The organism is Paraburkholderia phenoliruptrix (assembly GCF_019511605.1).
Classification (GTDB): domain Bacteria; phylum Pseudomonadota; class Gammaproteobacteria; order Burkholderiales; family Burkholderiaceae; genus Paraburkholderia; species Paraburkholderia phenoliruptrix_A.
The window spans coordinates 141,206-164,792 of sequence record NZ_JAEUAV010000005.1; the positions used below are offsets into that span (position 1 = coordinate 141,206).

Annotated in this window: 19 protein-coding genes and 1 tRNA gene; 11 read left to right on the forward strand and 9 right to left on the reverse strand. The window is 63.6% G+C overall.

Annotated features, from left to right (window positions below; all coding sequences use genetic code 11):
* Window positions 1–146 precede the first annotated feature (146 nt).
* Window positions 147–431, forward strand: a complete 285-nt coding sequence (locus tag JNB89_RS09730) for a hypothetical protein (RefSeq protein WP_135893609.1) — start codon at window positions 147–149, stop codon at window positions 429–431.
* 94 nt (window positions 432–525) lie between these two features.
* Here JNB89_RS09730 and JNB89_RS09735 read toward each other — a convergent pair.
* Window positions 526–612, reverse strand: a tRNA-Leu gene (locus JNB89_RS09735).
* Between the two features lie 240 nt (window positions 613–852).
* On the opposite strand from JNB89_RS09735, the gene JNB89_RS09740 reads away from it, so the two are divergent.
* Window positions 853–1,686 carry a squalene/phytoene synthase family protein gene (locus tag JNB89_RS09740; RefSeq protein ID WP_220362054.1) on the forward strand — a complete coding sequence of 278 codons (834 nt, stop codon included), beginning with the start codon at window positions 853–855 and terminating at the stop codon, window positions 1,684–1,686.
* A 37-nt stretch (window positions 1,687–1,723) separates the two neighbouring features.
* Here JNB89_RS09740 and JNB89_RS09745 read toward each other — a convergent pair whose 3' ends face one another.
* The gene (locus JNB89_RS09745; protein WP_220362055.1) at window positions 1,724–3,004 is read right to left on the reverse strand and encodes a DUF1501 domain-containing protein; all 1,281 of its coding nucleotides are present in this window, start codon (window positions 3,002–3,004) and stop codon (window positions 1,724–1,726) included.
* A gap of 166 nt (window positions 3,005–3,170) precedes the next feature.
* Window positions 3,171–3,497, reverse strand: coding sequence for a hypothetical protein (locus JNB89_RS31020; protein WP_013339170.1), 327 nt, complete (start codon window positions 3,495–3,497; stop codon window positions 3,171–3,173).
* Between the two features lie 229 nt (window positions 3,498–3,726).
* Between JNB89_RS31020 and ompR the strand changes: the two genes are divergently transcribed.
* The 4 genes from ompR to JNB89_RS09765 all read left to right on the forward strand — a co-directional run bounded on the left by ompR (window position 3,727) and on the right by JNB89_RS09765 (window position 7,216).
* Window positions 3,727–4,461: an osmolarity response regulator transcription factor OmpR gene (gene ompR, locus JNB89_RS09750; protein WP_006048917.1), complete on the forward strand. Its 735-nt coding sequence runs from the start codon at window positions 3,727–3,729 to the stop codon at window positions 4,459–4,461.
* 44 nt (window positions 4,462–4,505) lie between these two features.
* Window positions 4,506–5,855, forward strand: a complete 1,350-nt coding sequence (locus tag JNB89_RS09755) for an ATP-binding protein (protein ID WP_013339169.1) — start codon at window positions 4,506–4,508, stop codon at window positions 5,853–5,855.
* 206 nt (window positions 5,856–6,061) lie between these two features.
* Window positions 6,062–6,610 carry a peroxiredoxin gene (locus JNB89_RS09760; protein WP_006048915.1) on the forward strand — a complete coding sequence of 183 codons (549 nt, stop codon included), beginning with the start codon at window positions 6,062–6,064 and terminating at the stop codon, window positions 6,608–6,610.
* A gap of 75 nt (window positions 6,611–6,685) precedes the next feature.
* Window positions 6,686–7,216, forward strand: a complete 531-nt coding sequence (locus tag JNB89_RS09765; RefSeq protein ID WP_135893606.1) for a carboxymuconolactone decarboxylase family protein — start codon at window positions 6,686–6,688, stop codon at window positions 7,214–7,216.
* Between the two features lie 174 nt (window positions 7,217–7,390).
* Here JNB89_RS09765 and ispF read toward each other — a convergent pair whose 3' ends face one another.
* Window positions 7,391–7,876, reverse strand: a complete 486-nt coding sequence (gene ispF, locus JNB89_RS09770) for a 2-C-methyl-D-erythritol 2,4-cyclodiphosphate synthase (protein WP_220362056.1) — start codon at window positions 7,874–7,876, stop codon at window positions 7,391–7,393.
* Window positions 7,877–7,929: 53 nt separating this feature from the next.
* Window positions 7,930–8,643, reverse strand: a complete 714-nt coding sequence (gene ispD, locus JNB89_RS09775; protein WP_220362057.1) for a 2-C-methyl-D-erythritol 4-phosphate cytidylyltransferase — start codon at window positions 8,641–8,643, stop codon at window positions 7,930–7,932.
* A gap of 120 nt (window positions 8,644–8,763) precedes the next feature.
* Here ispD and mfd point away from each other — a divergent pair, with 120 nt between their 5' ends.
* The 4 genes from mfd (at window position 8,764) to mscL (ending at window position 15,283) form a co-directional block, all read left to right on the forward strand.
* Window positions 8,764–12,249: a transcription-repair coupling factor gene (gene mfd / locus JNB89_RS09780; RefSeq protein ID WP_220362058.1), complete on the forward strand. Its 3,486-nt coding sequence runs from the start codon at window positions 8,764–8,766 to the stop codon at window positions 12,247–12,249.
* Window positions 12,250–12,393: 144 nt separating this feature from the next.
* Window positions 12,394–13,653 carry an acetylornithine deacetylase gene (argE, locus tag JNB89_RS09785; protein WP_220362059.1) on the forward strand — a complete coding sequence of 420 codons (1,260 nt, stop codon included), beginning with the start codon at window positions 12,394–12,396 and terminating at the stop codon, window positions 13,651–13,653.
* 46 nt (window positions 13,654–13,699) lie between these two features.
* Window positions 13,700–14,734 carry a threonine/serine dehydratase gene (locus tag JNB89_RS09790; RefSeq protein WP_135893601.1) on the forward strand — a complete coding sequence of 345 codons (1,035 nt, stop codon included), beginning with the start codon at window positions 13,700–13,702 and terminating at the stop codon, window positions 14,732–14,734.
* 102 nt (window positions 14,735–14,836) lie between these two features.
* Window positions 14,837–15,283, forward strand: coding sequence for a large conductance mechanosensitive channel protein MscL (mscL, locus tag JNB89_RS09795; protein ID WP_013339162.1), 447 nt, complete (start codon window positions 14,837–14,839; stop codon window positions 15,281–15,283).
* 144 nt (window positions 15,284–15,427) lie between these two features.
* On the opposite strand, the gene JNB89_RS09800 is transcribed toward mscL, so the two are convergent.
* The 3 genes from JNB89_RS09800 to JNB89_RS09810 all read right to left on the reverse strand — a co-directional run bounded on the left by JNB89_RS09800 (window position 15,428) and on the right by JNB89_RS09810 (window position 19,803).
* Window positions 15,428–17,401, reverse strand: a complete 1,974-nt coding sequence (locus JNB89_RS09800; RefSeq protein WP_135893600.1) for a hybrid sensor histidine kinase/response regulator — start codon at window positions 17,399–17,401, stop codon at window positions 15,428–15,430.
* Between the two features lie 51 nt (window positions 17,402–17,452).
* Window positions 17,453–17,938: a response regulator gene (locus tag JNB89_RS09805; protein WP_135893599.1), complete on the reverse strand. Its 486-nt coding sequence runs from the start codon at window positions 17,936–17,938 to the stop codon at window positions 17,453–17,455.
* 254 nt (window positions 17,939–18,192) lie between these two features.
* On the reverse strand, window positions 18,193–19,803 hold the full coding sequence (locus JNB89_RS09810) for a sensor histidine kinase (RefSeq protein WP_135893598.1): 1,611 nt from the start codon (window positions 19,801–19,803) through the stop codon (window positions 18,193–18,195).
* A gap of 334 nt (window positions 19,804–20,137) precedes the next feature.
* On the opposite strand from JNB89_RS09810, the gene JNB89_RS09815 reads away from it, so the two are divergent.
* A complete protein-coding gene (locus tag JNB89_RS09815) occupies window positions 20,138–20,629 on the forward strand; it encodes a hypothetical protein (protein WP_013339158.1) in 492 nt (163 codons plus the stop codon).
* A gap of 342 nt (window positions 20,630–20,971) precedes the next feature.
* Here JNB89_RS09815 and JNB89_RS09820 read toward each other — a convergent pair whose 3' ends face one another.
* Window positions 20,972–23,545, reverse strand: a complete 2,574-nt coding sequence (locus tag JNB89_RS09820) for an AsmA family protein (protein WP_220362060.1) — start codon at window positions 23,543–23,545, stop codon at window positions 20,972–20,974.
* Window positions 23,546–23,587 lie beyond the last annotated feature (42 nt).

The window sequence follows — 23,587 nt, forward strand, 5'->3', positions numbered from 1 at the left end:
AGTCCACCGCTGCATTCGCGTCGGGCTGCCAACCGTGTCAAAATTCCGCAATCCGCCGCCGTCCACCCGTTATTGGTTCCTTTGGGACTCGATATACCGTGCGGTGTGCGAATCCAGTCATCCAGAACTATTTCAGGGAAGTTTCAGTGGACATCAATAAACAGGTCGCGGCGCTTACCGCTTCGGAACTGCAGACAGCCGGCGCAAGCCAGGCAACGGCGATTGCGGTCAGCGTGCTGCTGCGCCATTTGCGCTCGCCGGAACTGGCGAAGCTGTTGTCGTCGGCATTCGAAAACCATCAGGCCGTCATGCTGCAAACGCCGTGGCCCGATCAGATGCTGCAGGCGTTCGAATCGACCCGGCGCTTTCTCGAGGGCGCCGCACAGGCCGATCTGCCCGGCAGCGAAACGCCGCCCACTTCACAAGCCTGATCGCGGCGGCGGCATGCGGGCTCGCATCATGTGCGCCGCCAAAACAAAAACCCCGCCAGTGCAAGCACTTGACGGGGTTTTTGCTATTAGTACGTGGTGCGAGGGAGGGGACTCGAACCCCTACACCCTTGCGGGCGTCAGGACCTAAACCTGGTGCGTCTACCAATTTCGCCACCCTCGCAGCCGGGCAAGCGTTGTGCGCCCCGCCCGATGTCCTGCATGCTCTGCGCGGCGTCCGGATGTACGCGCCCAAAAGCGTTAAGCGCGAGATTCTAACGCATTGATTTGCACTTGTCTGCAACTGCCGCGCATCTCGCGAGGCAAGCGCCGCACAGCCGCCGTGTCCTGCCGATGCTACAATTTTCGGCTTCGCGCCCGTGCCCGGTGCGCGCTTCGCTTCCCCTTCCCCACACTCCAAGCCGTGAATTTCGACGAATATTGCCAGCAAAAAGCGGCGCCCCCCGGATCGAGCACGTACTACGCGCTTCGGCAAGCTCCCGCAGCCAGTCAGCCGCGTTTGACCGCGCTGTTCGCGCTGCGCCGCGAGTTCGAGGAAACGGTGAAGGAAGTCAGCGACCCTGCGATTGGCCGCACGAAGCTCGCGTGGTGGCAAAACGAACTGGGCGCGCTGGCTTCCGGCTCGCCCACGCACCCGGTTTCGAAAGCGCTCGCAGCCTCGCTGCCCGACGCCAAATCCGAGTACCCGGCATTACAGACATTGCTGCGCGGTTTCGAGATGGATCTCGACCAGGCCCGCTACCTCGACTATCCGAACCTGCGCCGCTATGTGCAGGCGGTGGGCGGCACGTTCGCGGCGCTAGTGGCACGCGCGGCGAGCAACGAGGCCGCGACGGCGACCGAAGCCCCGGCCTGGTCCGCGCCGCTAGGCGAGGCGCTGCTCCTCGCGCAACTCGTGGTGGAAACGGGCAACGATGCGCGCCGCGGTCGCATCTACATCCCCATTGACGAAATGCAGCGCTTCAACGTGACAGCCGCGGATCTGATCAACCGGAAATATACCGATGCGTTCACGGAGCTCATGCGCTTTGAAACGAAGCGCGCACGCGATGCCCTGCATGCCGCGCTCGCCGCAGTGCCGGGCCGCGAGCGCCGCGCGCAGCGCACGCTGCTTGCGCAAGGCGCGCTCGCGTCCGCACTGCTCGACGAAATAGAGCGTGACGGTTACCACGTGCTGCATCAGCGGATCGCGCTGACGCCGATCCGCAAGCTGTGGATCGCCTGGCGCGCGAAGTAGGCGCAGCACAGACGGGCTTCGGCGTCGCGCCCGCGTGTCAAACGCGCAGCAGAGGCAGCGGCTCGAAGTGCTGCCGCAAGATCCCGTGCGCGTCCAGGCCCCACCAGCGTCCGACCACCGTCGCGTAGAGCCGGCGAAAATCGACGCCGACCGGCAGGTTGCCGTCGCCGTCCAGCCGGCCGAACTGTGGCCGCGCACCATGCAGGCCGCCGGCGACATGTCCGCCCATCACGAAATGCGGCGCCACGCTGCCGTGATCGCTGCCGCGGCTGTCATTTTCACGCGGATGCCGCCCGAACTCGCTGTAGGTCATCAGCAGCGTGTCGTTCCAGCGTCCGAGGTCCACCAGCGCCATTCGAATTGCGGTGAGGCCTTCGGCAAGCTGCGTCAGCAGCAGGCGGTGCCGGTCCGGCTGATTACGATGCGTGTCGAAGCCGTTTAGCGTGAGATGGATAGCCGCCACGGCGCCGCTCTCGGACGCCAGTGTCGGCGGCGTCTGAAATGCGTGCGATGTCGCCGATGTCGCCGATGTCTGCGACGCGGGCGACGTGGCCGATGTCAGCGGTGTCCGCAACCTCTGCGATGCGCGCCCTGCCTGCGAATCCGCCATATGGCCGGCCGCGATCATCTGCATCGCCTTTTCTATCGATGCGCCAAACGCGCTGCATGCCAACCGCTCCGACATTGGCAACGGACTATGCACGCGCGGCGGCTGAAAAGCCCATGCTTGCGCCACGTCACTGTAGTTGCCGCGCGCCTGAACGTCGCCGACCGGTGCGCTCGTTGCGCCATCCTGCGCGAGCGGCCCCCGTTCCGCGCTGCCGATCACAACGCCGTGAGCGGCGCGATCAGCCGTCGACGGCACACTCGCAAACGCACGAGCAAGCCAACCTTCGCGCAGATACTCGTCCCGGTGCGACGCCGTGTCCCAAATCTGCGTCGAACGAAAATGCGACAGGTTTGGCTGCGCGTAGCCGACGCCCTGGACGATCGCGAGTTCTCCGCTTCGCCACACGGGCAGCAGAGGCGCCAGCGATGCATGCAGCGCAGTGCGCTCATCGAGTTGAATCACCTGCTCGCGCTTGAGCGCGATGTTCTTGCGAAGCCGGTAGTACGCCGGCTCGGCAAACGGGATCACGGTGTTGAGGCCGTCGTTGCCGCCCTTCAGTTCGACCAGGATCAGCAGCCTGCCGTTATCGCGTGCGGGCGTCGAGGCGCGAGGTGCCGTGTGCGTGGAACGACCTGCGCTGAAGACATTAGGCAGCCAGAGCGCCGTGCCGCCGGCGGCGCTCAGAGAAAGAAAGCTGCGTCGTTTCATGGCGTGCTCAGGCGGATGCGCGATTCAGTGACGAGGTGTGCCGCGCCATTGAAGAAAGGGAAGGAAAGCAGAAAAAAGCGGAAGAAAACGCGCAAGACCAAACGATGTCAAAGCTCGCAACAAGCCGCACCAATACCGGCGCGGACCACCAGCGCAGAGCAGCAGCTTACCGCTTATAAAGCTCGCGCACGGCGTCTTCGATATGCTGCCTGAGGAGGCGCCGTTCGTCCGGCGTCATATGTCCATCACGACGGCGTTGATCGAGATCGGGGGGAACTGCGGTGCGCAACATCACGTCTGACGCAGGGCGCTCGCTGTTCGAGCTGCGACGGTTGGGCTTCAAATTGCTGGACCGGGACGCGCGCTCGCTCGCCGCTCTGTCGGCAGAAGGCTGGGCATGGGCGAGCGTTGGTCCCAATGTGCCTGCGAGCGTACCGGCAACCGCCAGTGCGATCACGCTTAGGCGCACATTCGGCCAAACCCCTCCCTTCATGTTGTTCCCTTCGTGGCGCGGCAACCGGCTACCTCAAATGCGAGTGACAAACCCGGTAACGAGCCGGGCGCGTGGGTTTTAGTCGAGTGAAGTATCCACCGAACAGCCGCATTCAGTAAAGGAGTCTAACTGGCGCCGCTTTACGGCGTGCCACAGGCGGGGTAAATTTTGTAACTGACTGTAACTCGATAAATGATGCAAACGCGCACTACTTTCTAATCGCGCTAAGATGCCGACCATGGAAACCAAAAACCCTTCGAAAATCCTCGTCGTCGACGACGATCCGCGCCTGCGCGATCTGCTGCGCCGCTACCTTGGCGAACAAGGCTTTAACGTCTACGTCGCGGAGAACGCGCCGTCCATGAACAAGCTGTGGGTGCGCGAGCGCTTCGACCTGCTGGTGCTCGACCTGATGCTGCCAGGCGAAGACGGCCTGTCCATCTGCCGGCGCCTGCGCGGCAGCAACGACCGCACGCCGATCATCATGCTGACGGCAAAAGGCGAAGATGTCGACCGTATCGTCGGCCTCGAAATGGGTGCTGACGACTACCTGCCGAAGCCCTTCAATCCGCGCGAACTGGTCGCACGAATCCACGCAGTGCTGCGCCGCCAGTCGCCGTCCGAGCTGCCGGGCGCGCCGTCCGAAACCACCGAGGTGTTCGAGTTCGGCGAGTTCGCGCTCAACCTCGCAACGCGCACGCTCACCAAGGCAGGCCAGGAAATTCCGCTGACCACGGGCGAGTTCTCCGTGCTCAAGGTGTTCGCGCGCCATCCGCGCCAGCCGCTGTCGCGCGAGAAGTTGATGGAACTGGCTCGCGGCCGCGAGTACGAAGTGTTCGACCGCAGTCTCGACGTGCAGATTTCGCGTCTGCGCAAACTGATCGAACCGGACCCGGGCAGCCCGCGCTTCATTCAGACCGTCTGGGGTCTTGGCTACGTGTTCATTCCCGACGGCGCAGCCTGAGTTTGTTCACGTCTCCTGTATTTGATTTCAGATAAGAAGGGCCCATGCGGATCGACCGGCGCCTCCTGACGCTCGCGTTCGGCGGCCTTTTCTGGCGGACGTTTCTGCTGATCGCGCTGTTGATCGCAGTCAGTCTCGCCGCGTGGTTCCAAAGCTTCCGGGTGATCGAGCGCGAGCCGCGCGCGCAGCGCGTGGCCTTGCAGCTCGTCGCCATCGTCAAGCTCACGCGCACCGCACTCCTCTATTCCGATCCTGACCTGCGGCGCGCCCTGCTGCAGGACCTGGAGAGCAATGAAGGGGTGCGCGTGTATCCGCGCGAAACCACCGACAAGTACAAGCTTCAGCCCGACGAGTCGCTGAACCGGCTGATCGAACACGACATTCGCGGCCGCCTCGGCGACGACACGGTGATTGCACAAAGCGTCAACGACATTCCCGGCGTCTGGATCAGCTTCAAGATCGACGACGACGATTACTGGGTCGCCCTCGACCGCGATCAGCTCGACAATGCAACGGGCCTGCAGTGGGCCGGCTGGGGCGTGTTCGCGCTCGCGCTGTCCCTGTTCGGCGCCGCGTTCATCACGAGTCTCGTGAACCGGCCGTTCGCGCGGCTCGCCATGGCCGCGCGCAAGGTCGGCTCGGGACAGTCGCCCGAGCCGCTGCCCGAGCGCGGCATGGGCGTGGCCGCCGAAACTAACCGCAGCTTCAACCAGATGGTGCGCGACCTCGAGCAGCTGGAGGCCGACCGCGCGCTGATGCTCGCAGGCATTTCGCACGACCTGCGCACGCCGCTCGCGCGGCTGCGGCTGGAAACCGAAATGAGCCCGTCGGATCAGAGCACCAAAGACGCAATGGTCGACGACATCGAGCAGATGGACATGATCATCGGCCGCTTCCTCGACTACGCACGCCCGGTGCAACGCGTGCCGGAGCCTGTCGATCTCTCCGTGATCGCGGGCGAACTCGCCGCGCGCATGCAGAGCGAGGACAGCATGCGGCTGATCACGCGACTAGCGCCATCAGCGGTGATCGAAGCGGACGAAACGGACATGCGGCGGGTGGTCGGCAATCTGCTGGAAAATGCGCGCAAGTACGGTTTGAGCGACGGCGACGGCATTCCGCATGTGATTCTGGAAACGCGCGTGTCGCACTCGCGGGTCGAGCTTTCCGTGGTCGACGAAGGCCCCGGCATTCCGGAAGATCAACTCGCGCTCGTCACACGCCCGTTCTATCGTGTGAATTCCGCTCGCACGCAGGCGAACGGCACCGGTCTCGGCATGGCAATCGTGCAGCGGCTCGTCGGCCGCTACCGCGGCGCGCTGCGCTTGCGCAATCGCACGCCAGGCCCGGGGCTCGAGGTCACGATCGAGTTTCCGCTCGCGCGAGGCGCATAGCCCTAGCGGTCCACCGCAACGCGCCTGCAAAGCGCCCATGCACTAGCAATGCCCGCTCCGTTGAATAATAACTATCCGGGTCGTTAGAAAAAAACTATTGAGCCGATAGTTCAATAGAGCTATAGTTAAAAGCCTGACACGCGCTCGTGATGACGAGCTGGTAGCCTCAACATGCTGTTTTTTCCAACACACGAAGGAGCACTCGCATGAAAACCGTTGGCGACAAACTCGAAGCGTTCACCGTCACCGCTGCCAAGCCTGGCTTTAACAATCATGAGGAAAACGGCGTTTCGGCGTTCGAAGAGATCACGGAGCAGTCGTTCCCGGGCAAGTGGAAAATCATCTATTTCTATCCGAAGGATTTCACCTTCGTGTGCCCGACGGAAATCGTCGAATTCGGCAAGCTCGCCAAAGACTTCGAAGAACGCGACGCAGTGTTGCTAGGCGGCAGCGTCGACAATGAATTCGTCAAGCTCGCGTGGCGCCGCGAGCACAAGGACCTGAGCAAGCTCAACCACTATTCTTTCGGCGACGTGAAGGGCGAGCTGATCGACCAGCTCGGCGTGCGCGACAAGGAAGCGGGCGTCGCATTGCGCGCCACGTTCATTGTCGATCCGGACAACACAATCCAGCACGTTTCCGTGAACAACCTGAACGTCGGCCGCAATCCTGAGGAAGTGCTGCGTATTCTCGACGGTCTGCAAACGGACGAGCTGTGTCCGTGCAACCGCGCAGTCGGCGGCGCCACGCTGTAAAGCCGTGCCGATCCAGGCCCGCCACGCTTGAAAAAGCAGCGGGCTTTTTTATCGACATCCTGATAGGAGATAACAATGGAGTTCTTGTCTTCCATTAAGGCGCTCGTACCCGACTACGCGAAAGACATCCGCTTGAATCTCGACGGCACGATTGCACGCTCGTCGCTAGAAGGCAACGACGCGGTCGGCGTCGCGCTGGCCGCGGCCTTTGCCGCGAAAAGCACCGCGATCGTCAACGCGATTCGCAACGCGGGCGTGCTCTCTCCCGAAGAGACCAATGGCGCGCTCACCGCCGCCGCGCTGATGGGCATGAACAACGTCTGGTATCCGTATGTGGAGATGGCGGACAACGCGGATCTCAAATCGCAACCGGCGCAGTTACGCATGAACGCGTATGCGTCGCATGGCGGCGTGGACAAGCGGCGCTTCGAAATGTATGCACTGGCCGCTTCGATCATCGGCAAGTGTCATTTCTGCGTGAAGTCGCACTTCGATACTCTGGTAGCTGAAGGCATGAGCTCCACGCAATTGCGCGACGTGGGCCGCATTGCCGCGGTGATCAATGCGGCTGCGCAGTGCATCGCAGCGGAACAGGCCGAAGGTTAAGCTGCGAGGTCGGTCGCGGTGGTGCAGAGAAGTATGCAGTCGCCAGGCAGCGCATGCACTTGCTGACTGACGCGCCGCGACGAAAGAAGCAGGTTTGATCGAGAACGCACACGGCGGCAAACCTCCTCGCCACCGTGCGCCGCCGCCCTTTCAGGCCGTTCGAATGCCGAAGAACTACGCCTGATTCTTGATCAGCAACACCACGGCTTGTGCCTCGATACCCTCGCCCTGGCCGAGATAGCCGAGCTTCTCATTGGTCTTCGCTTTGACGTTGACCTTGTTGGTGGGCAGCCCGAGGTCGGCGGCGATGTTCGTGCGCATGCCCTCGATATGCGGCGCGAGCTTCGGCGCCTGCGCCACCACGCTGCTGTCGACGTTCGCTATCGAGAAGCCCGCGGCCTTCACGCGCGCCACGCACTCGCGCAGCAGCACACGGCTGTCGGCGCCCGCAAACTTCGCGTCGGTGTCCGAGAAATGACGGCCAATGTCGCCGAGCGCGGCCGCGCCGAACAGCGCGTCGGTGATCGCGTGCAGCAGCACGTCGGCGTCGGAATGGCCGAGCAGGCCCCGCTCGTAAGGAATCGTCACCCCGCCGATAATCAACGGACGCCCCGGCACCAGCGCATGCACGTCGTAGCCTTGCCCAATTCTGAAATCCATCTGCGTCAAATCCTCAGGTCCACAAGTCGGTTAGCTGAAAAATCGAAAACCTGTCACGCCGCCGCAGGCCGCATGAGAATCGCTTCGGCCAGATCGAAATCTTCCGGATAGGTCACCTTGAAATTGCGCAAGCTGCCTTGCACGAGCTTCGGCGCGTACCCGGCCCATTCGATCGCGCTAGCTTCGTCGGTGAGATCGTGGCCGTCGGCCTGCGCGCGCAGAATCGCGTCGCGCAACATGCCGATGCGAAACATTTGCGGCGTCTGCGCCTGCCACAGTCCATCGCGCGCTTCGGTGCGGGCGATGCGGTTCTCCGGCGACGCGCGGTCCATGCGCTTGAGCGTATCCGCCACCGGCAAGGCCATGATGCCGCCGACAGGGTCGTCCTTGAGCGCGGCCGTCAGCGTGCGGATCAGGCCCGGCGTGATGCCGGGTCGCGCCGCGTCGTGCACCAGCACCCAGTCGTCGTCGCGCGCGTTGAACTCGGCGAGCGCATGCAAACCGTTCAGCACCGACGCCTGGCGCGACGCGCCGCCGCAGCGGCGCACGGCAAAGCGCAGGCCGCCGAAGCGTCGCGCATCGAAGTGCTGGTCGTCGGGCGCGATCACAACGAGCGTTTGCGCGAATTCGCTGCAGGCGTCGAACGCGGCGAGCGAGTAATGCAGCATGTCGCGCCCGGCGACGGTGCGATACTGTTTGGGCATCGCGGCGCCGGAACGGCTGCCGGTGCCCGCGCACGGAATCAGGGCAAATAAGCGGGAAGTCACGAGTGCGGATGCCGCGAGGTGAAAGTAAAGGACGGATTTTATAATAGGTCCTTCGCATCCACGCCCCGACACGCGTAAACTTGCCTGTTCGTGTGAGCCCGAGGCCGCCTTTTCCTTTCTATGCCAGATATCGCCGCATCATCGCAGTACTCCTCGCCCGTCGCGCTCGTCAAGGCCGGCCAGCGTTTTGCCTTCGACGGCACGCACGGCTCGTCCGACGCCCTGCTCATTGCCCGCTACCATCACGCCTCGCGCGAGAAGGTGCCGTTGCTCGCGGTCGTGTGCGAAAGCGCCGTCGATGCACAGCGTCTGTCGCAGGAAATCGGCTTTTTCGCGCCCGAGGCGCGCGTGCGTCTTTTGCCCGACTGGGAGACGTTGCCTTACGACACCTTCTCGCCGCACCAGGACCTGGTGTCCGAGCGGCTCGCCACGCTGCACGATCTCGGCGAGGGACGCTGCGACATTCTGCTCGTGCCCGCCACCACGGCGCTCTACCGGATGCCGCCCGCGTCGTTCCTGGCCGCCTATACGTTCTCGTTCTCGCAAGGCGAGCGCCTCGACGAGGCGAAGCTCAAGTCGCAGTTGACGCTCGCCGGCTACGAACACGTGAGCCAGGTCGTGCGTCCCGGCGAATACTGCGTGCGCGGCTCGCTGCTCGATCTTTATCCGATGGGCTCGCCCCTGCCGTACCGGATCGATCTGTTCGACGACCAGGTGGATTCGATCCGCGCATTCGACCCGGACACGCAGCGCAGCCTCTATCCGGTCAAGGACGTGCGTCTGTTGCCCGGCCGCGAATTTCCGTTCGACGAAGCCGCTCGCACCGCATTTCGCAGCCGCTGGCGCGAAACGTTCGAAGGCGATCCGAGCCGCGCGTCGATCTATAAGGACATCGGCAACGGCGTGCCGTCGGCGGGCATCGAATATTATCTGCCGCTCTTCTTCGACGACACGGCCACCCTCTTCCACTATTTGCCGCAAGGCGCGCAACTCGCGTTCGTCGGCGATCTGGAGGCGGCTATCCGGCGCTTCACCAACGACACGAAGCAGCGCTACAACTTCCTGTCGCACGATCGCGACCGGCCCATTCTGGAGCCGCAGCGCCTCTTTCTCACGGACGAGGATTTCTTCACGCTCGCCAAGCCCTTCGCGCGGCTCGTGCTGCCCATCAACGCGGGCGGCGGTTGGGCGACACCCTTGCCGAACCTTGCCATCGACCGTCACGCAGACGACCCGGTCTCGGCCTTGCGCGCCTACCTCCAGACCACGCCGAACCGCGTGCTGTTCGCCGCCGAATCGGCGGGCCGGCGCGAAACGCTGTTGCAACTGCTTGCCGACAACCATCTGAAGCCGGAGTCGAGCGACAGCTTCCAGGACTGGCTCACCGGCGACGCGCGTTTCTCGCTGGGCGTTGCGCCGCTCGCGAACGGTTTTGCCGTGCCGGCCGACGGCATTGCGATCATCACCGAAACCGAGCTTTACGGGCCGCTCGCGCGGCGCGCGGGGCGCCGCCGTCAGGAACAGGCGAGCAACGTCGACTCGATGGTGCGCGACCTGTCCGAGCTCAAGGTGGGCGATCCGGTCGTGCATTCGCAGCACGGCATTGGCCGCTACATGGGCCTCGTCACAATGGATCTGGGCGAAGGCGAAACCGAGTTCCTGCACCTGGAATACGCGGGCGACAGCAAGCTCTACGTGCCGGTCGCACAGTTGCACGTCATCTCCCGCTACAGCGGCGCGGACCCGGAAAGCGCACCGCTGCACTCGCTCGGTTCGGGCCAGTGGGAAAAGGCCAAGCGCAAGGCCGCGCAACAGATCCGCGACACGGCTGCCGAGTTGCTCAATCTCTATGCGCGCCGCGCCGCGCGCTCGGGTCATGCGTTCGCGCTGGAGCCGAAAGACTACGTGAAGTTCGCCGAGAGCTTCGGCTTCGAGGAAACGCCGGACCAGGCCGCCGCCATCGCCGCGGTGATCGGCGACATGACGAGCGGCAAGCCGATGGACCGCCTCGTGTGCGGCGACGTAGGCTTTGGCAAGACCGAAGTCGCGTTGCGTGCGGCGTTCATCGCGGTAATGGGCGGCAAGCAGGTGGCTTTGCTTTCGCCCACCACGCTGCTCGCGGAACAGCACACGCAAACCTTCAGCGACCGCTTCTCCGACTGGCCTGTGCGCATAGCCGAACTGTCGCGCTTCAAGTCGACCAAGGAAGTGAACGCGGCGATCCAGCAGATCAACGAAGGCAGCGTGGACATCGTGATCGGCACGCACAAGCTGCTCTCTTCCGACGTGCAGTTCAAGCGGCTCGGGCTCGTGATCATCGACGAGGAACACCGCTTCGGCGTGCGCCAGAAAGAGGCGCTCAAGGCGCTGCGCGCGGAAGTGGACGTGCTCACGCTCACCGCCACGCCGATTCCTCGCACCCTCGGCATGGCGCTCGAAGGCCTGCGCGATTTCTCCGTTATCGCCACCGCGCCGCAAAAGCGCCTTGCGATCAAGACCTTCGTGCGCCGCGAGGAAGAAAGCGTGATTCGCGAAGCGATGCTGCGCGAATTGAAGCGCGGCGGCCAGGTGTACTTCCTGCACAACGAAGTCGAAACGATTGAGAACCGGCGGCAGATGCTCGAAGCGCTCGTGCCCGAAGCACGCATTGCAGTCGCGCACGGGCAGATGCACGAACGCGAGCTTGAACGCGTCATGCGCGACTTCGTCGCGCAGCGCGCCAACGTGCTGTTGTGCACGACGATTATCGAAACCGGCATCGACGTGCCGAGCGCCAACACCATTCTGATTCACCGCGCGGACAAGTTCGGTCTCGCGCAATTGCACCAGTTGCGTGGCCGTGTGGGACGCTCTCATCACCAGGCGTACTCGTATCTGCTCGTGCACGATCCGCAAGGTCTGACGAAGCAGGCGCAGCGCCGGCTCGAAGCCATCCAGCAGATGGAGGAACTCGGGTCGGGCTTCTATCTGGCCATGCACGACCTGGAGATTCGCGGCACGGGCGAGGTGCTTGGCGACAAGCAATCGGGTGAAATTCACGAGATCGGTTTCCAGCTTTACACGGACATGCTGAACGACGCCGTGAAGGCGCTAAAGGACGGCAAGGAGCCCGATCTCACGGCGCCGCTTGCCGCCACCACCGAAATCAATCTGCATGCGCCCGCGATTCTTCCGGCCGACTACTGCGGCGACGTGCAGGAACGTCTGTCGCTTTACAAACGGCTTGCCAACTGCGAGCACAACGACTCGATCGACGGCATTCAGGAAGAGTTGATCGACCGCTTCGGCAAGCTGCCGCCGCAGGCGCTCGCACTCGTGGAAACCCACCGTCTGAGGCTCGCGGCCAAGCCGTTGGGTATCTCGAAGATCGACGCGGGCGAAGCGGTGATCGGCTTGCAGTTCATTCCGAATCCGCCAATCGACGCCATGCGGATCATCGAGATGGTGCAGAAGCACAAGCACATCAAACTGGCCGGCCAGGACAAGCTGCGCATCGAGACCCGCAGTCCGGACCTTGCAGTGCGTATCGCGACGGTGAAGGAAACCTTGCGCGCACTCGGTTCGCCGAGCCGCGGCACAGCGGCCGCGGCCAGCGCGGCGCGCTGAACCGCCCGGCCCGCATGCGGGTGCACCCGGCGCTAGCACTTTTCCGCAATGCTGCGGCGCGCAACGCGCGCGTCGCAGCGTGCGGGCGGATATGCGCAGCGTTTTTTCGGTATGATCGAAAGACTCAAATGCCGGAGTCTTGTCATGTCTCATGTCGCTGATACAGCGCAGTCCTCGCAAACGTCCGCTGCTTCATCCTCTGCTGCATCTGGTTCTTCATCCGGCCTCACGCCTGTCTCGCTTCCCTGGGTCACCCGTTTGGTGTCGATGGACACCGTGAGCCGCAACCCCAATCTCGGCCTGATAGAAACCGTGCGCGACGAATTGCGCGGCGCCGGCATCGAAGCCACGCTCACGCACGACGCGACCGGCAAATGGGTCAACCTGTTCGCGACCATTCCCGCGCACGACGGCGAAACGAACGGCGGCGTCGTGCTGTCGGGCCATACCGACGTGGTGCCGGTGGATGGACAACAATGGGACAGCGATCCGTTCAAGCCTGAAATTCGCGGCGACAAGCTGTATGGCCGCGGCACCTGCGATATGAAGGGCTTCATTGGCGCGGCGCTCGCACTCGTGCCGGACATGCAGCGCACGAAGCTCGCCAAACCGATCCACCTGGCCTTCTCGTTCGACGAAGAAGTGGGCTGCGCCGGCGCCCCGCTCATGATCGCCGACCTGATGAAGCGCGGCGTGAAGCCGGATGGCTGCATTGTGGGCGAGCCGACCAGCATGCGGCCCATCGTGGCGCACAAGGGCATCAACGCTTACCAATGCTGCGTGCGCGGGCAGGCGGCGCACTCGTCGCTCACTCCAAAGGGCTTGAACGCGATCGAGTATGCGGCGCGCCTCATCTGCTATATCCGCGACATGGCCGATCAGTTCCGCGAGCAAGGCCCGTTCGACGAACTCTACGACGTGCCCTTCACCACCGCGCAGACCAGCACGATTGTCGGCGGCAATGCAATCAATACGGTGCCCGCGGAATGCAAATTCCAGTTCGAATTCCGTAATCTGCCCACGCTCGATCCGGAGCCGATCTTCGCGCGCATCGACCAATACGCGCGCGAAACGCTGCTGCCGAAAATGTTGCGCGAGCATCCATCTGCTGCGATAGAGATCACGAAGATCGCCGCGGCGCCCGGGCTCGACGCATCCGAACAGGCTGCCATCACGCAACTCGTGCGCGCGCTCACCGCTGACCAGGACAAGCGCAAGGTCGCCTACGGCACAGAAGCCGGACTGTTTTCGCTGGCGGGCATTCCGAGCATCGTGTGCGGTCCCGGCGACATCCAGCAGGCGCACAAGGCCAATGAGTTCGTCGCGCTCGACCAGCTCGTGGAATGCGAACGCTTCCTGCACAAGTTCATCCACAGCATGTCGGTGGACGCGCACGCGCGCTAACTCCCCTGCTCACGCGTTCTCCATCAACCCATTGTCGCTCCACGCCATGTCAACCGCCACGCCGCAGCACACCGACCATACGATCGACGGCGAGCCGATCCCCACGCTCGACGACATCGCCGCGCAGCATTTCGCGCTGACGCCGTGGGTGGCGCGTACGCCTGTGTTCGACAGGCTCGACTTCGCGTCGCTCGAAGGCACGGTGGTGAACTTCAAGTTCGAGTTGCTGCAAGCAGGCGGCAGCTTCAAGGCGCGCGGCGCCTTCACGAATCTGCTGGCTCTGGATGAAGCGCAGCGCAGCGCGGGCGTTACCTGCGTGTCGGGCGGCAATCATGCGGTGGCGGTTGCATACGCGGCAATGCGCCTTGGCATTAGCGCGAAGGTCGTCCTGTTTCGCGCGGCGAATCCGGCGCGAGTCGCGCTGTGCAGGCAGTATCGCGCGGAAATCGTGTTCGCCGAAGATCTTGCGGAAGCCTTCGAACTCGTGCGCCGCATCGAAGCCGAAGAAGGCCGCTACTTCGTGCATCCGTTCAACGGCTATCGCACGGTGCTCGGCTCGGCCACGCTCGGCTATGAATGGACCACCCAGACGCCGGACCTCGAAGCCGTGATCGTGCCGATTGGCGGCGGCGGTCTCGCGGCCGGCGTCGCCACGGCGATGCGGCTCGCGAATCCGCAGGTGCATGTGTTCGGCGTCGAGCCCGAAGGTGCCGACGCAATGGGCAAAAGCTTCGCCGCGAATCACACGGTCAAGATGGGCCATATGCACAGCATCGCGGATTCGCTCATGGCCCCGCATACCGAGGAATACAGCTATGAGCTGTGCCGCCGCCATATCGACGAGCTCGTCACCGTCTCCGACGACCAGTTGCGCTCGGCCATGCTGAGCTTGTTCGGACAACTGAAGCTCGCGGTCGAGCCAGCGTGCGCGGCGGCCACCGCGGCGCTGCTCGGACCGCTGCGCGAAAAACTGCACGGCAAGCGCGTGGGTGTTCTGCTGTGCGGCACCAACACCGACCCGGTCACATTTGCCGCGCATCTCGAACGCGCACGCCATAGCGCGTCACAGTTTCCTGAGTAACTGCTGCAGTAACAGATTGTGCATCGCCTTTCGCGGCTGAGGGGCTGGTCTATCCGTCTCAGATTGGTATGATTAAGTCATCGATATTCGGGAGGAAACCCTATGAGCATGGTCAAGGAATTCAAGGAATTTGCCCTCAAAGGCAATGTGATGGATCTCGCGGTCGGTGTGATTATCGGCGGCGCGTTCTCCACCATAGTCAACTCGGTGGTGAAAGACCTGATCATGCCGGTTGTCGGCCTTGCCACGGGCGGCCTCGATTTCTCGAACAAGTTCTTTCGCCTCGGCCCCATTCCAGCGAGCTTCAAAGGCAGTCCCGAATCGTATAAAGACCTGCAGACGGCGGGCGTTGCCGTATTCGGTTACGGCTCGTTCATTACGGTGCTGATCAACTTCCTCATTCTTGCGTTCATCATTTTCCTGATGGTGAAGTTCATCAACAATCTGCGCAAGCCGGCCGACGCCGCGCCGTCCGAACCGCCGCCGCCGCCCGAAGACGTGCTGCTGTTGCGTGAAATCCGCGACTCGCTGAAGAACTCGCCGCGCTAGCCGGTCACAGCCGAAGCCGCCATCGCGCACCGGACCCGCGATAGATTGCGTCCGCGAAAAAGGCCTGTTGCGACGCAGTCGCGCCAGGCCTTTCTCTTTCTGCTCGACGCACCCGCGGGCACGCCCGCAGAACACCATCGCGCGCTAGGCTTTTTTCTGCGCCTTCAAGGTGATCGCGTTCTCGATCATCGTTTCCAGTTGTGAGAAGTTGACCGGCTTCGTCAAATGCGATGTGAAGCCGGCAGCAAGACAACGCCGCACGTCTTCGTCGGTACCGAAACCGGTCAGCGCAACCGCCGGCGCGTTCGAATGCTCGCGATACGCTTTGATGAAGTCGAGACCGGTTCCGTCCGGCAAGCCGACGTCGCTCACGACCAGATCGAACGTCTGCAACTGCGTGGCCGCGAGCGCGTCGTCCACGCGGCCCACTGTCGTGACGTCGTGGCCGAGCGTGCGGATCAGTTGCCCCATTACCTCCGCGGTATCCACGTGGTCCTCGATCAGCAAAATGTTAAGTACACCGGCCGGATGCACCGGATCCGGCAACACCGCCTGCGAGGTGCTCGCGGGCGCAGCCGCGGTGGGCAGCGTGATGGTGAACGTGGCGCCGCAATGCGCGCCCGGGCTTTGCGCAGTGACAGTGCCGCCATGCACGTCGGTGAGCGCCTTGGTGATCGCAAGACCGAGGCCGAGGCCGCCAAACTGCCGTGTCATTTTCTGGTCGCCCTGCTCGAAAGCGTTAAACAACTTGCCGATCTGATCGGGTTCGATGCCGATTCCCGTGTCTTCCACCGAGATCTGCACGTGCATGCGTTCGTCGCGCGTTCGCACGTAGATATGGCCGCCGTCAGGCGTGAACTTCGCGGCGTTGCGAATCAGGTTCCACAGCATCTGCTGCAGGCGCGCGCGGTCGGCGAGCACGTAGTGGTGCGTCGCCTCCTTGTACACATGCACGTCCTGCTGCTTGACCTGAATCTCGCTGCGAAAGAGCTCAAGCACGCTGTCGATCACCTCGTGCACGTCGACCGTTTCCAGCGACAGGCGCAGCTTGCCGTTGGCCACCCGCGTGAGGTCGAGCAGATCGTCGATCAGCCGCGCTTCGAGTTCGACGTTGCGGCGAATCATTCGCACACTCGCACGCGCCTGGTCCGGCAGATCGGGAATCATCTCGAGCACGCTCGCACCGGCCAGCACCGGCGTGAGCGGCGTGCGCAATTCATGCGACAGCATGGCGAGAAAGCGGTCTTTCGCGCGGTTGGCTTCTTCGGCAATCTGCCGCGCCGCCTGTTCGGAGGCGAGCAGCCGTTCGCGCTCCTGCATTGCCTCGCGCTCGGAATGGATATCCGTGCAGCTGCCAAACCATTTGCTGACATTGCCTTCGTTGTCGCGCGTGGCAACCATGCGTGCGTCGAACCAGCGGTATTCGCCGTCATGACGGCGTATGCGCAATTCATGCCGATAGGTGCCCGCATGGCCGGCCACGGCTTTGAGCCAGCTGCGGCGCACCTCGTCGCGATCGTCGGGATGCACTGCGTCGAGCCAGGCAAGCCCATGCGAGCTGTTTTCCGCGAGGCCCGTGTAGTCGTACCACTGCTTCGACAGAAAATCGCAGTCGCCGGCGGCATTGCAGGTCAGCACGAGGTGCGGCAGCGCTTCGGACAGGTTGCGGTAATGCTGCTCGCGATCGCGCAACAGCAGCGCTTCGTCGGACGCGCGCTGCAAACGCACTTGCGAGAGCACGCGCTCCACGGCTTCGGGCAGGTAATCGAGGTAATCGCCCGATTTGGGCACCACGTCGGACACGCCTGCGCGCAGCGCTTCGATCACGCGCGATTCGTCCGTAAAACCGGTCACGAGGATGGCCGGAATGCGCACGCCTTCGGCGCGCAGGCGGCGGAAGAAGTCGAGCCCGGTTTCCGGCCCGCTCAACTGGTAATCGAGCACGAGCAGGTCGAGGCCGCCAGCCGCGAGCCGTGCGCGCGCCGCCTCCACGCTCGCGCAGACCGCGACCCGGCAACCGGCGCGTTCGAGCGACTTGCGTGCAAGCCGCAAGATACCCTCGTCGTCGTCGACGACGAGAATCGAGGCGGCGGGCTGCAAAGACACGTCTTCGGTCATGCGCGATCTTCGTGTGTTAGGTCTATAGAGTATGTGAACAATCGGCGCGCGTCACGAAGGTGGCGCGAAGCGATGCCCCGACGGCAGCTTGACCACCTGCAGGAAGAATCCGAGCCGACGCACCGCCTCTATGAATGCATCGTACTCGACCGGCTTGGTAATGTAGACATTGCAGCCGAGTTCGTAGCAGCGCGCGACCTCGCGCGGATCGTCGGTGGTGGTCAGCACGATCACGGGCACCGGCGCGGTTTGCGGCGACTCCTTAAGGCGCCGCAACACCTCGAAGCCGTCCACGCGCGGCATCTTCAGATCGAGGAGCACCACGGAATTCCTCAGATCTTCCGGTTGCGGGTGCACACCGGGCGTGCTCCCGCCCTGCGCGTCCGTGCCGAAGAAGTAGTCGAGAGCCTGCTGGCCATCGCGAAAGCGCACAAAACCATTCGAAATACCGGCACGGCGCAGATTGCGCTCGACGAGCGTGGCATGACCGTCGTCGTCTTCGATCAGGACAATGCTGACCGTTTCCCCGTGACTCATATGCCCTCCGTTGTCCCAGTCCGTGCGCGGGTTGATGCCTGGTTGATGCCTGGATAATGCTTAGTGGAAACCTGGTTGATGCCTGCTTGATGCCTGGCTGATGCCTGGTTGAAGCCCTGACTTGCGCCGAATCCGTATCCTGCTCGTTGCCGCCCTGTGCCACGTTCCGTTGCGCGTTGCGGCGATGCCGCGCTCACCGTTATGCCGGATGAGTCACCACGCGTTGCGGCGATTATTCATTGTGCCCTGCAAAGTCAGAGCCGTGCCGGCTGTTCCGGTAGCACGACAAAAAACGTCGAGCCTGCGCCTTCGGCGGACTCCACCCACACGCGACCGCCATGCCGCTCCACCGTGCGCCGCACCACCGCCAGACCGACCCCGTCGCCGCCCGCCACCTCCACGTGCAACCGCTGAAACGCGCGGAACACCTTCGACATATAGGCGGCCGGAATGCCGAGGCCGTTGTCGCGCACATAGTAAGTGCGCATGCGGATCGCGCGCGGGTCGTTCGCCTCGACGGGTTCCGGCTCCAGTGCACCGATTTCTATGCGCCCACTGCGCGCCGGGTCGAGATAAGTCAACGCATTGCCGATCAGGTTGCTGAAGATCTGTTCGAGCGCGGCCGGGTCGCCCCATGCGGGCGGCAAATCGCGCACTGTGACGGTCGCGCCGCGCTCCTGAATCACGCCTTGCAGATTCTCGACGACGCGCATCACCACACGCGCGACGCTCACCCGTTGCCACTGGTATTCGAGCCGGCCAGCACGCGAAATGCGCAGCAGCGCCTCGATGATCGCCGCCGCCTGCGTGACCGCACCCCGCAAGTATTGCAGGGATTCGCGCACGTCGCCGTCGAGAATATCCGCCATGCGTTTGTGCTCCGCTGCCGGCAGGCGGGCTTGCACGACGATCCGGTCCAACTCGTCGCATGAAACCTGCAACTCCTTCGAGAACCCTTGCAGGTTCACGAGCGGCGAGCGCAGATCATGCGATACGCTGTAAATGAACATCTCATTGTCTTGCGTCTCCTGGCGCAGCTCCTCATTGACGCCGGCAAGTTCATGCGCCCGCGCTTCAAGACGTTGCTTGAGCGATGCCTGCTCGGCTTCCGCCTCGCGCAGGCGGGCGCCGGTCTGATGCAGCACAGCGTCGAGCGCGGCGATTTCGTCCGTGCCCGACAGGCGCGCCGCGAGCGGGCGCCCCTTGCCGAGACGCTCCGCGTTATCGGTCAACACCTCGAAACGCCGCCCGATGCTGCGCGCGAACACAACTGCGGTGCCCGCCCAGATCAGCATGGACCCGATGACTGCTGCGATCAACGCATATTGCTGACGCGCGCGGCGCCGCGCGAGCGCCACCGAGCGCTCTGCATCCAGACGCGATGCCTCTTCGCCAAATGCCGCGAGTTCGTCGCGAAACACCACGATGGGCTGCGGCAGCGCACCACTTTCCAGTGCGGCGAGCGAGCCGCCGCTGCGGCCGTCGTGCAATGCCTGTGCAACGGTCACGGTCTGCGCGCGATAGGCGTCGATCGCGCGTCTCATCTTATGGACACGCTCTGCCTGCTGCGGCGTGTCGGCAACCAGCGCGTCGAGCTTCGACAGACGGTCGCTCATGTCGATCCACACCGTATGCCGCTCGAGTAGCGATGCGTCGCCGATCACCATGCCGGTCCGCACGCGGGCGGCCTGACGCAGCAGCGGATCGGCAAGCGCCGACGACTGATAAAGAATCTGCTTGCTGGTGGTAACCCATTGCGCGGCCTGCGCTGTCTGTTCCTGCGTGTCGAACACGACGCCGAGAAGCGCCAGTTCGACGAGGCTCGGCACGGCGATCAGCAGCAGACCCTTGGTGACTAATTTCATGTTCGCCCGAAGGTCGTTCAAGCCGCGGCGGCTCACGGGAACCTGCCAGCCGGACGGGCCATTATCGACGTGAATCGGCAAGATTTCAACGTGAGGCCGGATTGCACCGTCCCACATAAAAATGACTTTTTTATTGGTGCAAGATGTTTTTTCCGCGCGTCGTGCGTCTATGATGGAGTCAGATGTGCTGGAATGCGAAAGCGCGCGGCGAGGCGGTTCGGCATGATTCGTGCGGGAAGCGGTGAGACGGCGGGATAGTCGAATCATCGTGAATCCGGCCTTGTCGTATGCTATAAAAGATCGACGTGCGGCGCGCGAAGCCGGGAGTTGTCGCATGAGGACGCTGCGTTTCTTGCAATTCTTTTTCAGGCGAATTTTTATGTCCTTCCCGAAAAAGCGTAGACGCGCGAAGGTGGACGGCGATGAGTCGTTCCTCGCGGTACTGCGGCATTTCAAGCCCTTCGGTCAACTCGACACCAAGATCGCGCGAGCTCGGGCCCAAGACGAGCCGGTTCTTTATGCGCACGTGTTGCCCGGACTCGACGTGCTTCTGTGCAGCGTGCGCGGCGCGCATCCGCCCTATCCGGCTGCGGCGGAATTGCGGCGGCGCTGCATCGAATCCATTACCAATGCACTGGAACAACCGCTCGACGGGCTCGAGAACGGCGGTTACTGGTATGAAGCCGACGGCTTCGGCTTTCTTGTCTTCGCAAGCCGCGCTCGCGGCAGGATTCTGACCGAATTCGGTGCGACACGTGTGGGCGCACGTCGCGGGGTTCGGCGGCAGGACGCAGCGGGCGACGCCACACCGCGCTCGTTACGATAGGCGTGCGGGTTTTCAACGGAAACGCGGCGCATGTAGGCGCCGCGTTTTTCGTTTCCCTACGCCTTCATCACGCCGGAATCCAATCGCCCCAGGCGGGTTCCGCCTGGTTCACGCTCCGCCTCGTTTGAGCGTTTGAGTTTCGCCTCGTTTGCGTTCCGCCTGGTGCGCGTCCCGCCGCGCTGACACCACGCGGCGATCCCCCCGCGATACCCTCGCTACGCCAGCGGCCCGCCTGCTTTCCCAGCCGCGGTCAGGTTGAAGGCACGCTGATCAGCCATAGAAAGACAAAGGAAAGGCCGCCGCCAAACATCCAGCTTAACGAGTCTGCGCTGAACAAGTGCATCAGCTTCCCTTGTATTCAGCTGCGCTCGCCGGCGACGCAGGGACTGCCTTGCGACCGGCCGGTGCGGATGCGGACGCGGGCGCCGAAGCCGCGGCTCCCGCCGAGGAGCGCTTGTTGACCGGCGCGCCCTCGAGGGAAATGGCGGGCTTGGGCGGCTGTTTGGTGCCAGGCGGCGGCGCCTTCGGCGCCTGACGCACCTGCGACAGCAACTGGGCACACGGCAACGGCTTGTTGTTGCTCGGCGCGAGCAAGGGCAGCAGCGCGGCAAACGGATTGACCAGACCGAGGCCCACTGCCGCGCCGCCGCGCAATGCGAGTGCGGCGGCATTCACACCGACATGCGGATTCTTGAACGTGCCCTTCGCGTACAGCGGCGAGCGCAGCGAAAACACGCGGAAGCCCTTCGTGTGCGGATGAACGCCGAGGTCCATCGTTTCGTCGCGCATGTTGACGTGGCCGTCGATGTCGATCACCGCGTCGTCCGTGTCGAGCGCGAACACCCGCGACTCGAGTACGCCGTCGGTCGCGACGAAGTCGGCGGCCGCGCAGTTGATCTTCACGTCGCGATTGCCGAACAGCTTCTCGTAGACCACGTTGGCCACGTTCAGACCGGCGGCTTCCATCAGAAGACGGCTCACGGTGCCTTCCGTGACGAGCGCCTTCACCTCGCCGTTGGAGGTCGCGGCGAGCGCGGCCGGCGAATTGCCCGTTGCGGTGAGCGCGGCGTCGCCGTTGATTTCGCCGAGCGCGTCCTGCATCGTCTTGAAGTTGGGGAACAGCTGCTTCAGCTTCAGATGCCGCGCCGAGGTCGCAAAGCGCGCCTTGAGCGGCGCGCCGCTGCCGTCCAGATGAATGTTGGAAGCGAGCGTGCCGCCGGCCACGCCGAACTTCAGCGGCTCGAGCGACAGCACGCCGTTGGTCATCACAATGTGCGTATACAGATCGGTGATCGGCAGATCGGCGTTCTTGACGATGCGCCGGCCGGTGAACTTCACGTCCGCGTCGATCGCCTTCCAACGGTCGGTGCGGAATTCCTCGACCGGCAATGCCTTGTTCGACGGCTGCATCGTTCCATCGCCACGCTTGGCCTTGCTCGCGTTGGAGTCGGCGCCTATCACAGGCGCGAGGTCGGAGAACTGCAGCAGACGAGACTCGAGTTCGCCTTGCAGCAGCGGGCGCGGCTGACGCGCGGTGTAGATGAGCGAGCCGTTCAGGTCGCTGCCGCCTACACGGCCTGTAAAGTTTTCATACTTGAACACGTTGCCGGTCGTCTTGAACTGGCCGACGAAGCGTCCTTCGGTGGCGTAAGGCGGCGTGTCGGGCAAGGTCACGCCCGTCAGCGAATAAAGCTTTGCCATGCTGCTGCCCTGCACCCACAGGCGCAGGTCGACGGCGGCCAGATGCGCCGGGTCGGTGATCGTGCCCACGAGCCCCACATGCAGATCGCCCGCCTTGACGTCCGCCTGCACGGGAAACGGCCGGTTCGCGTCCTGCAGCGCGAGCACGCCGCCCACCTTGCCGCTGCCCGAGACCGGCGTCTTGTTGTACGTGCCTTTGAGGGTCCAGCCAATCGCGTAAGGCGGGATGTCGCGCGGGCGGCCGTTGGCCGCCGTGGTGGCGCTCGCTCCGCTCGTTCCGCTGGTTCCGCTTGCGTCGCTGGTCCCGCCGACCACGCCGGCTGCGCTCGCGCCCGGTGCGCCCGACGCCGATGCGAGCGCCGCGCCGCTTGCGCCTGTCACTGCGCTTGCGCCCTTCGAGCCGCCTGCGACGAGCCCGCCCGAAGCGCCCGTGGCCGCCGTGGTGCCGGACGCATGAATGTCCGTCGACGACGCCCCGGAGGCCGCGGCCGCCGCAGCAGCCGAGGCCGCCGACGCCGCCTGCGCATCCGCCTGCGCGCTGAGCTTCTTCGCGCCTTCCTTGCCGACCGCCTCGGCCGATGCCTTGCGCGATGCCTGTTCCTGCTGCTTCAACGCCTCGCCGATCGGTATTGGCTGGCCGAGCGTGTCGACCACGATTTGCGCGTCGACTTTCTTCTGTTCGTCGGAAAGCGCAATGTTGCCCTTCGCGAACACGATGTCATGCAACTGCAGCTTCCATTGCGACGGCGTCTTCGACTTCGGAAGCTCGAACGTCCAGTTGTTGCGGCCATCCATCATACGTTCGAGATCGACCGAGGGATTCACGAGGTTGATCGCCGGAATCACGATGTCGTGCGCGAGCAGCGGCAGCACCTTCACCTGGAAGTCGATTTCGTCGAGGGTCGCGAATTGCGGGCGCTTCGCCCAGTCCGGGTTGGCAATGGTGATATTCGCCGCCGAAAAGCGCGGCCACGGCACCCAGCTTTTCCAGCCCGTTTCGCCGACCGGATGACGCAAGCCGACCCGCAGGTCGCCGTTGATCGTGAACTGGCGGCCGATGGCCTGCGTGACCTTGTCGTTGACGTAAGGGCGGGCGCGGTTCCAGTCGAAGGTCAGGATGAATACCGTGAGCGCAATCACGAGAATCACGATAATCGCCACGATCCATGCGACGATTTTGCCGATCCGTCTTCCGATTGTGCTCGACCCTGCCATCAAACGCTCCCGCGAGTTTTTCTTGGTTGTGGGTCGTTCAGC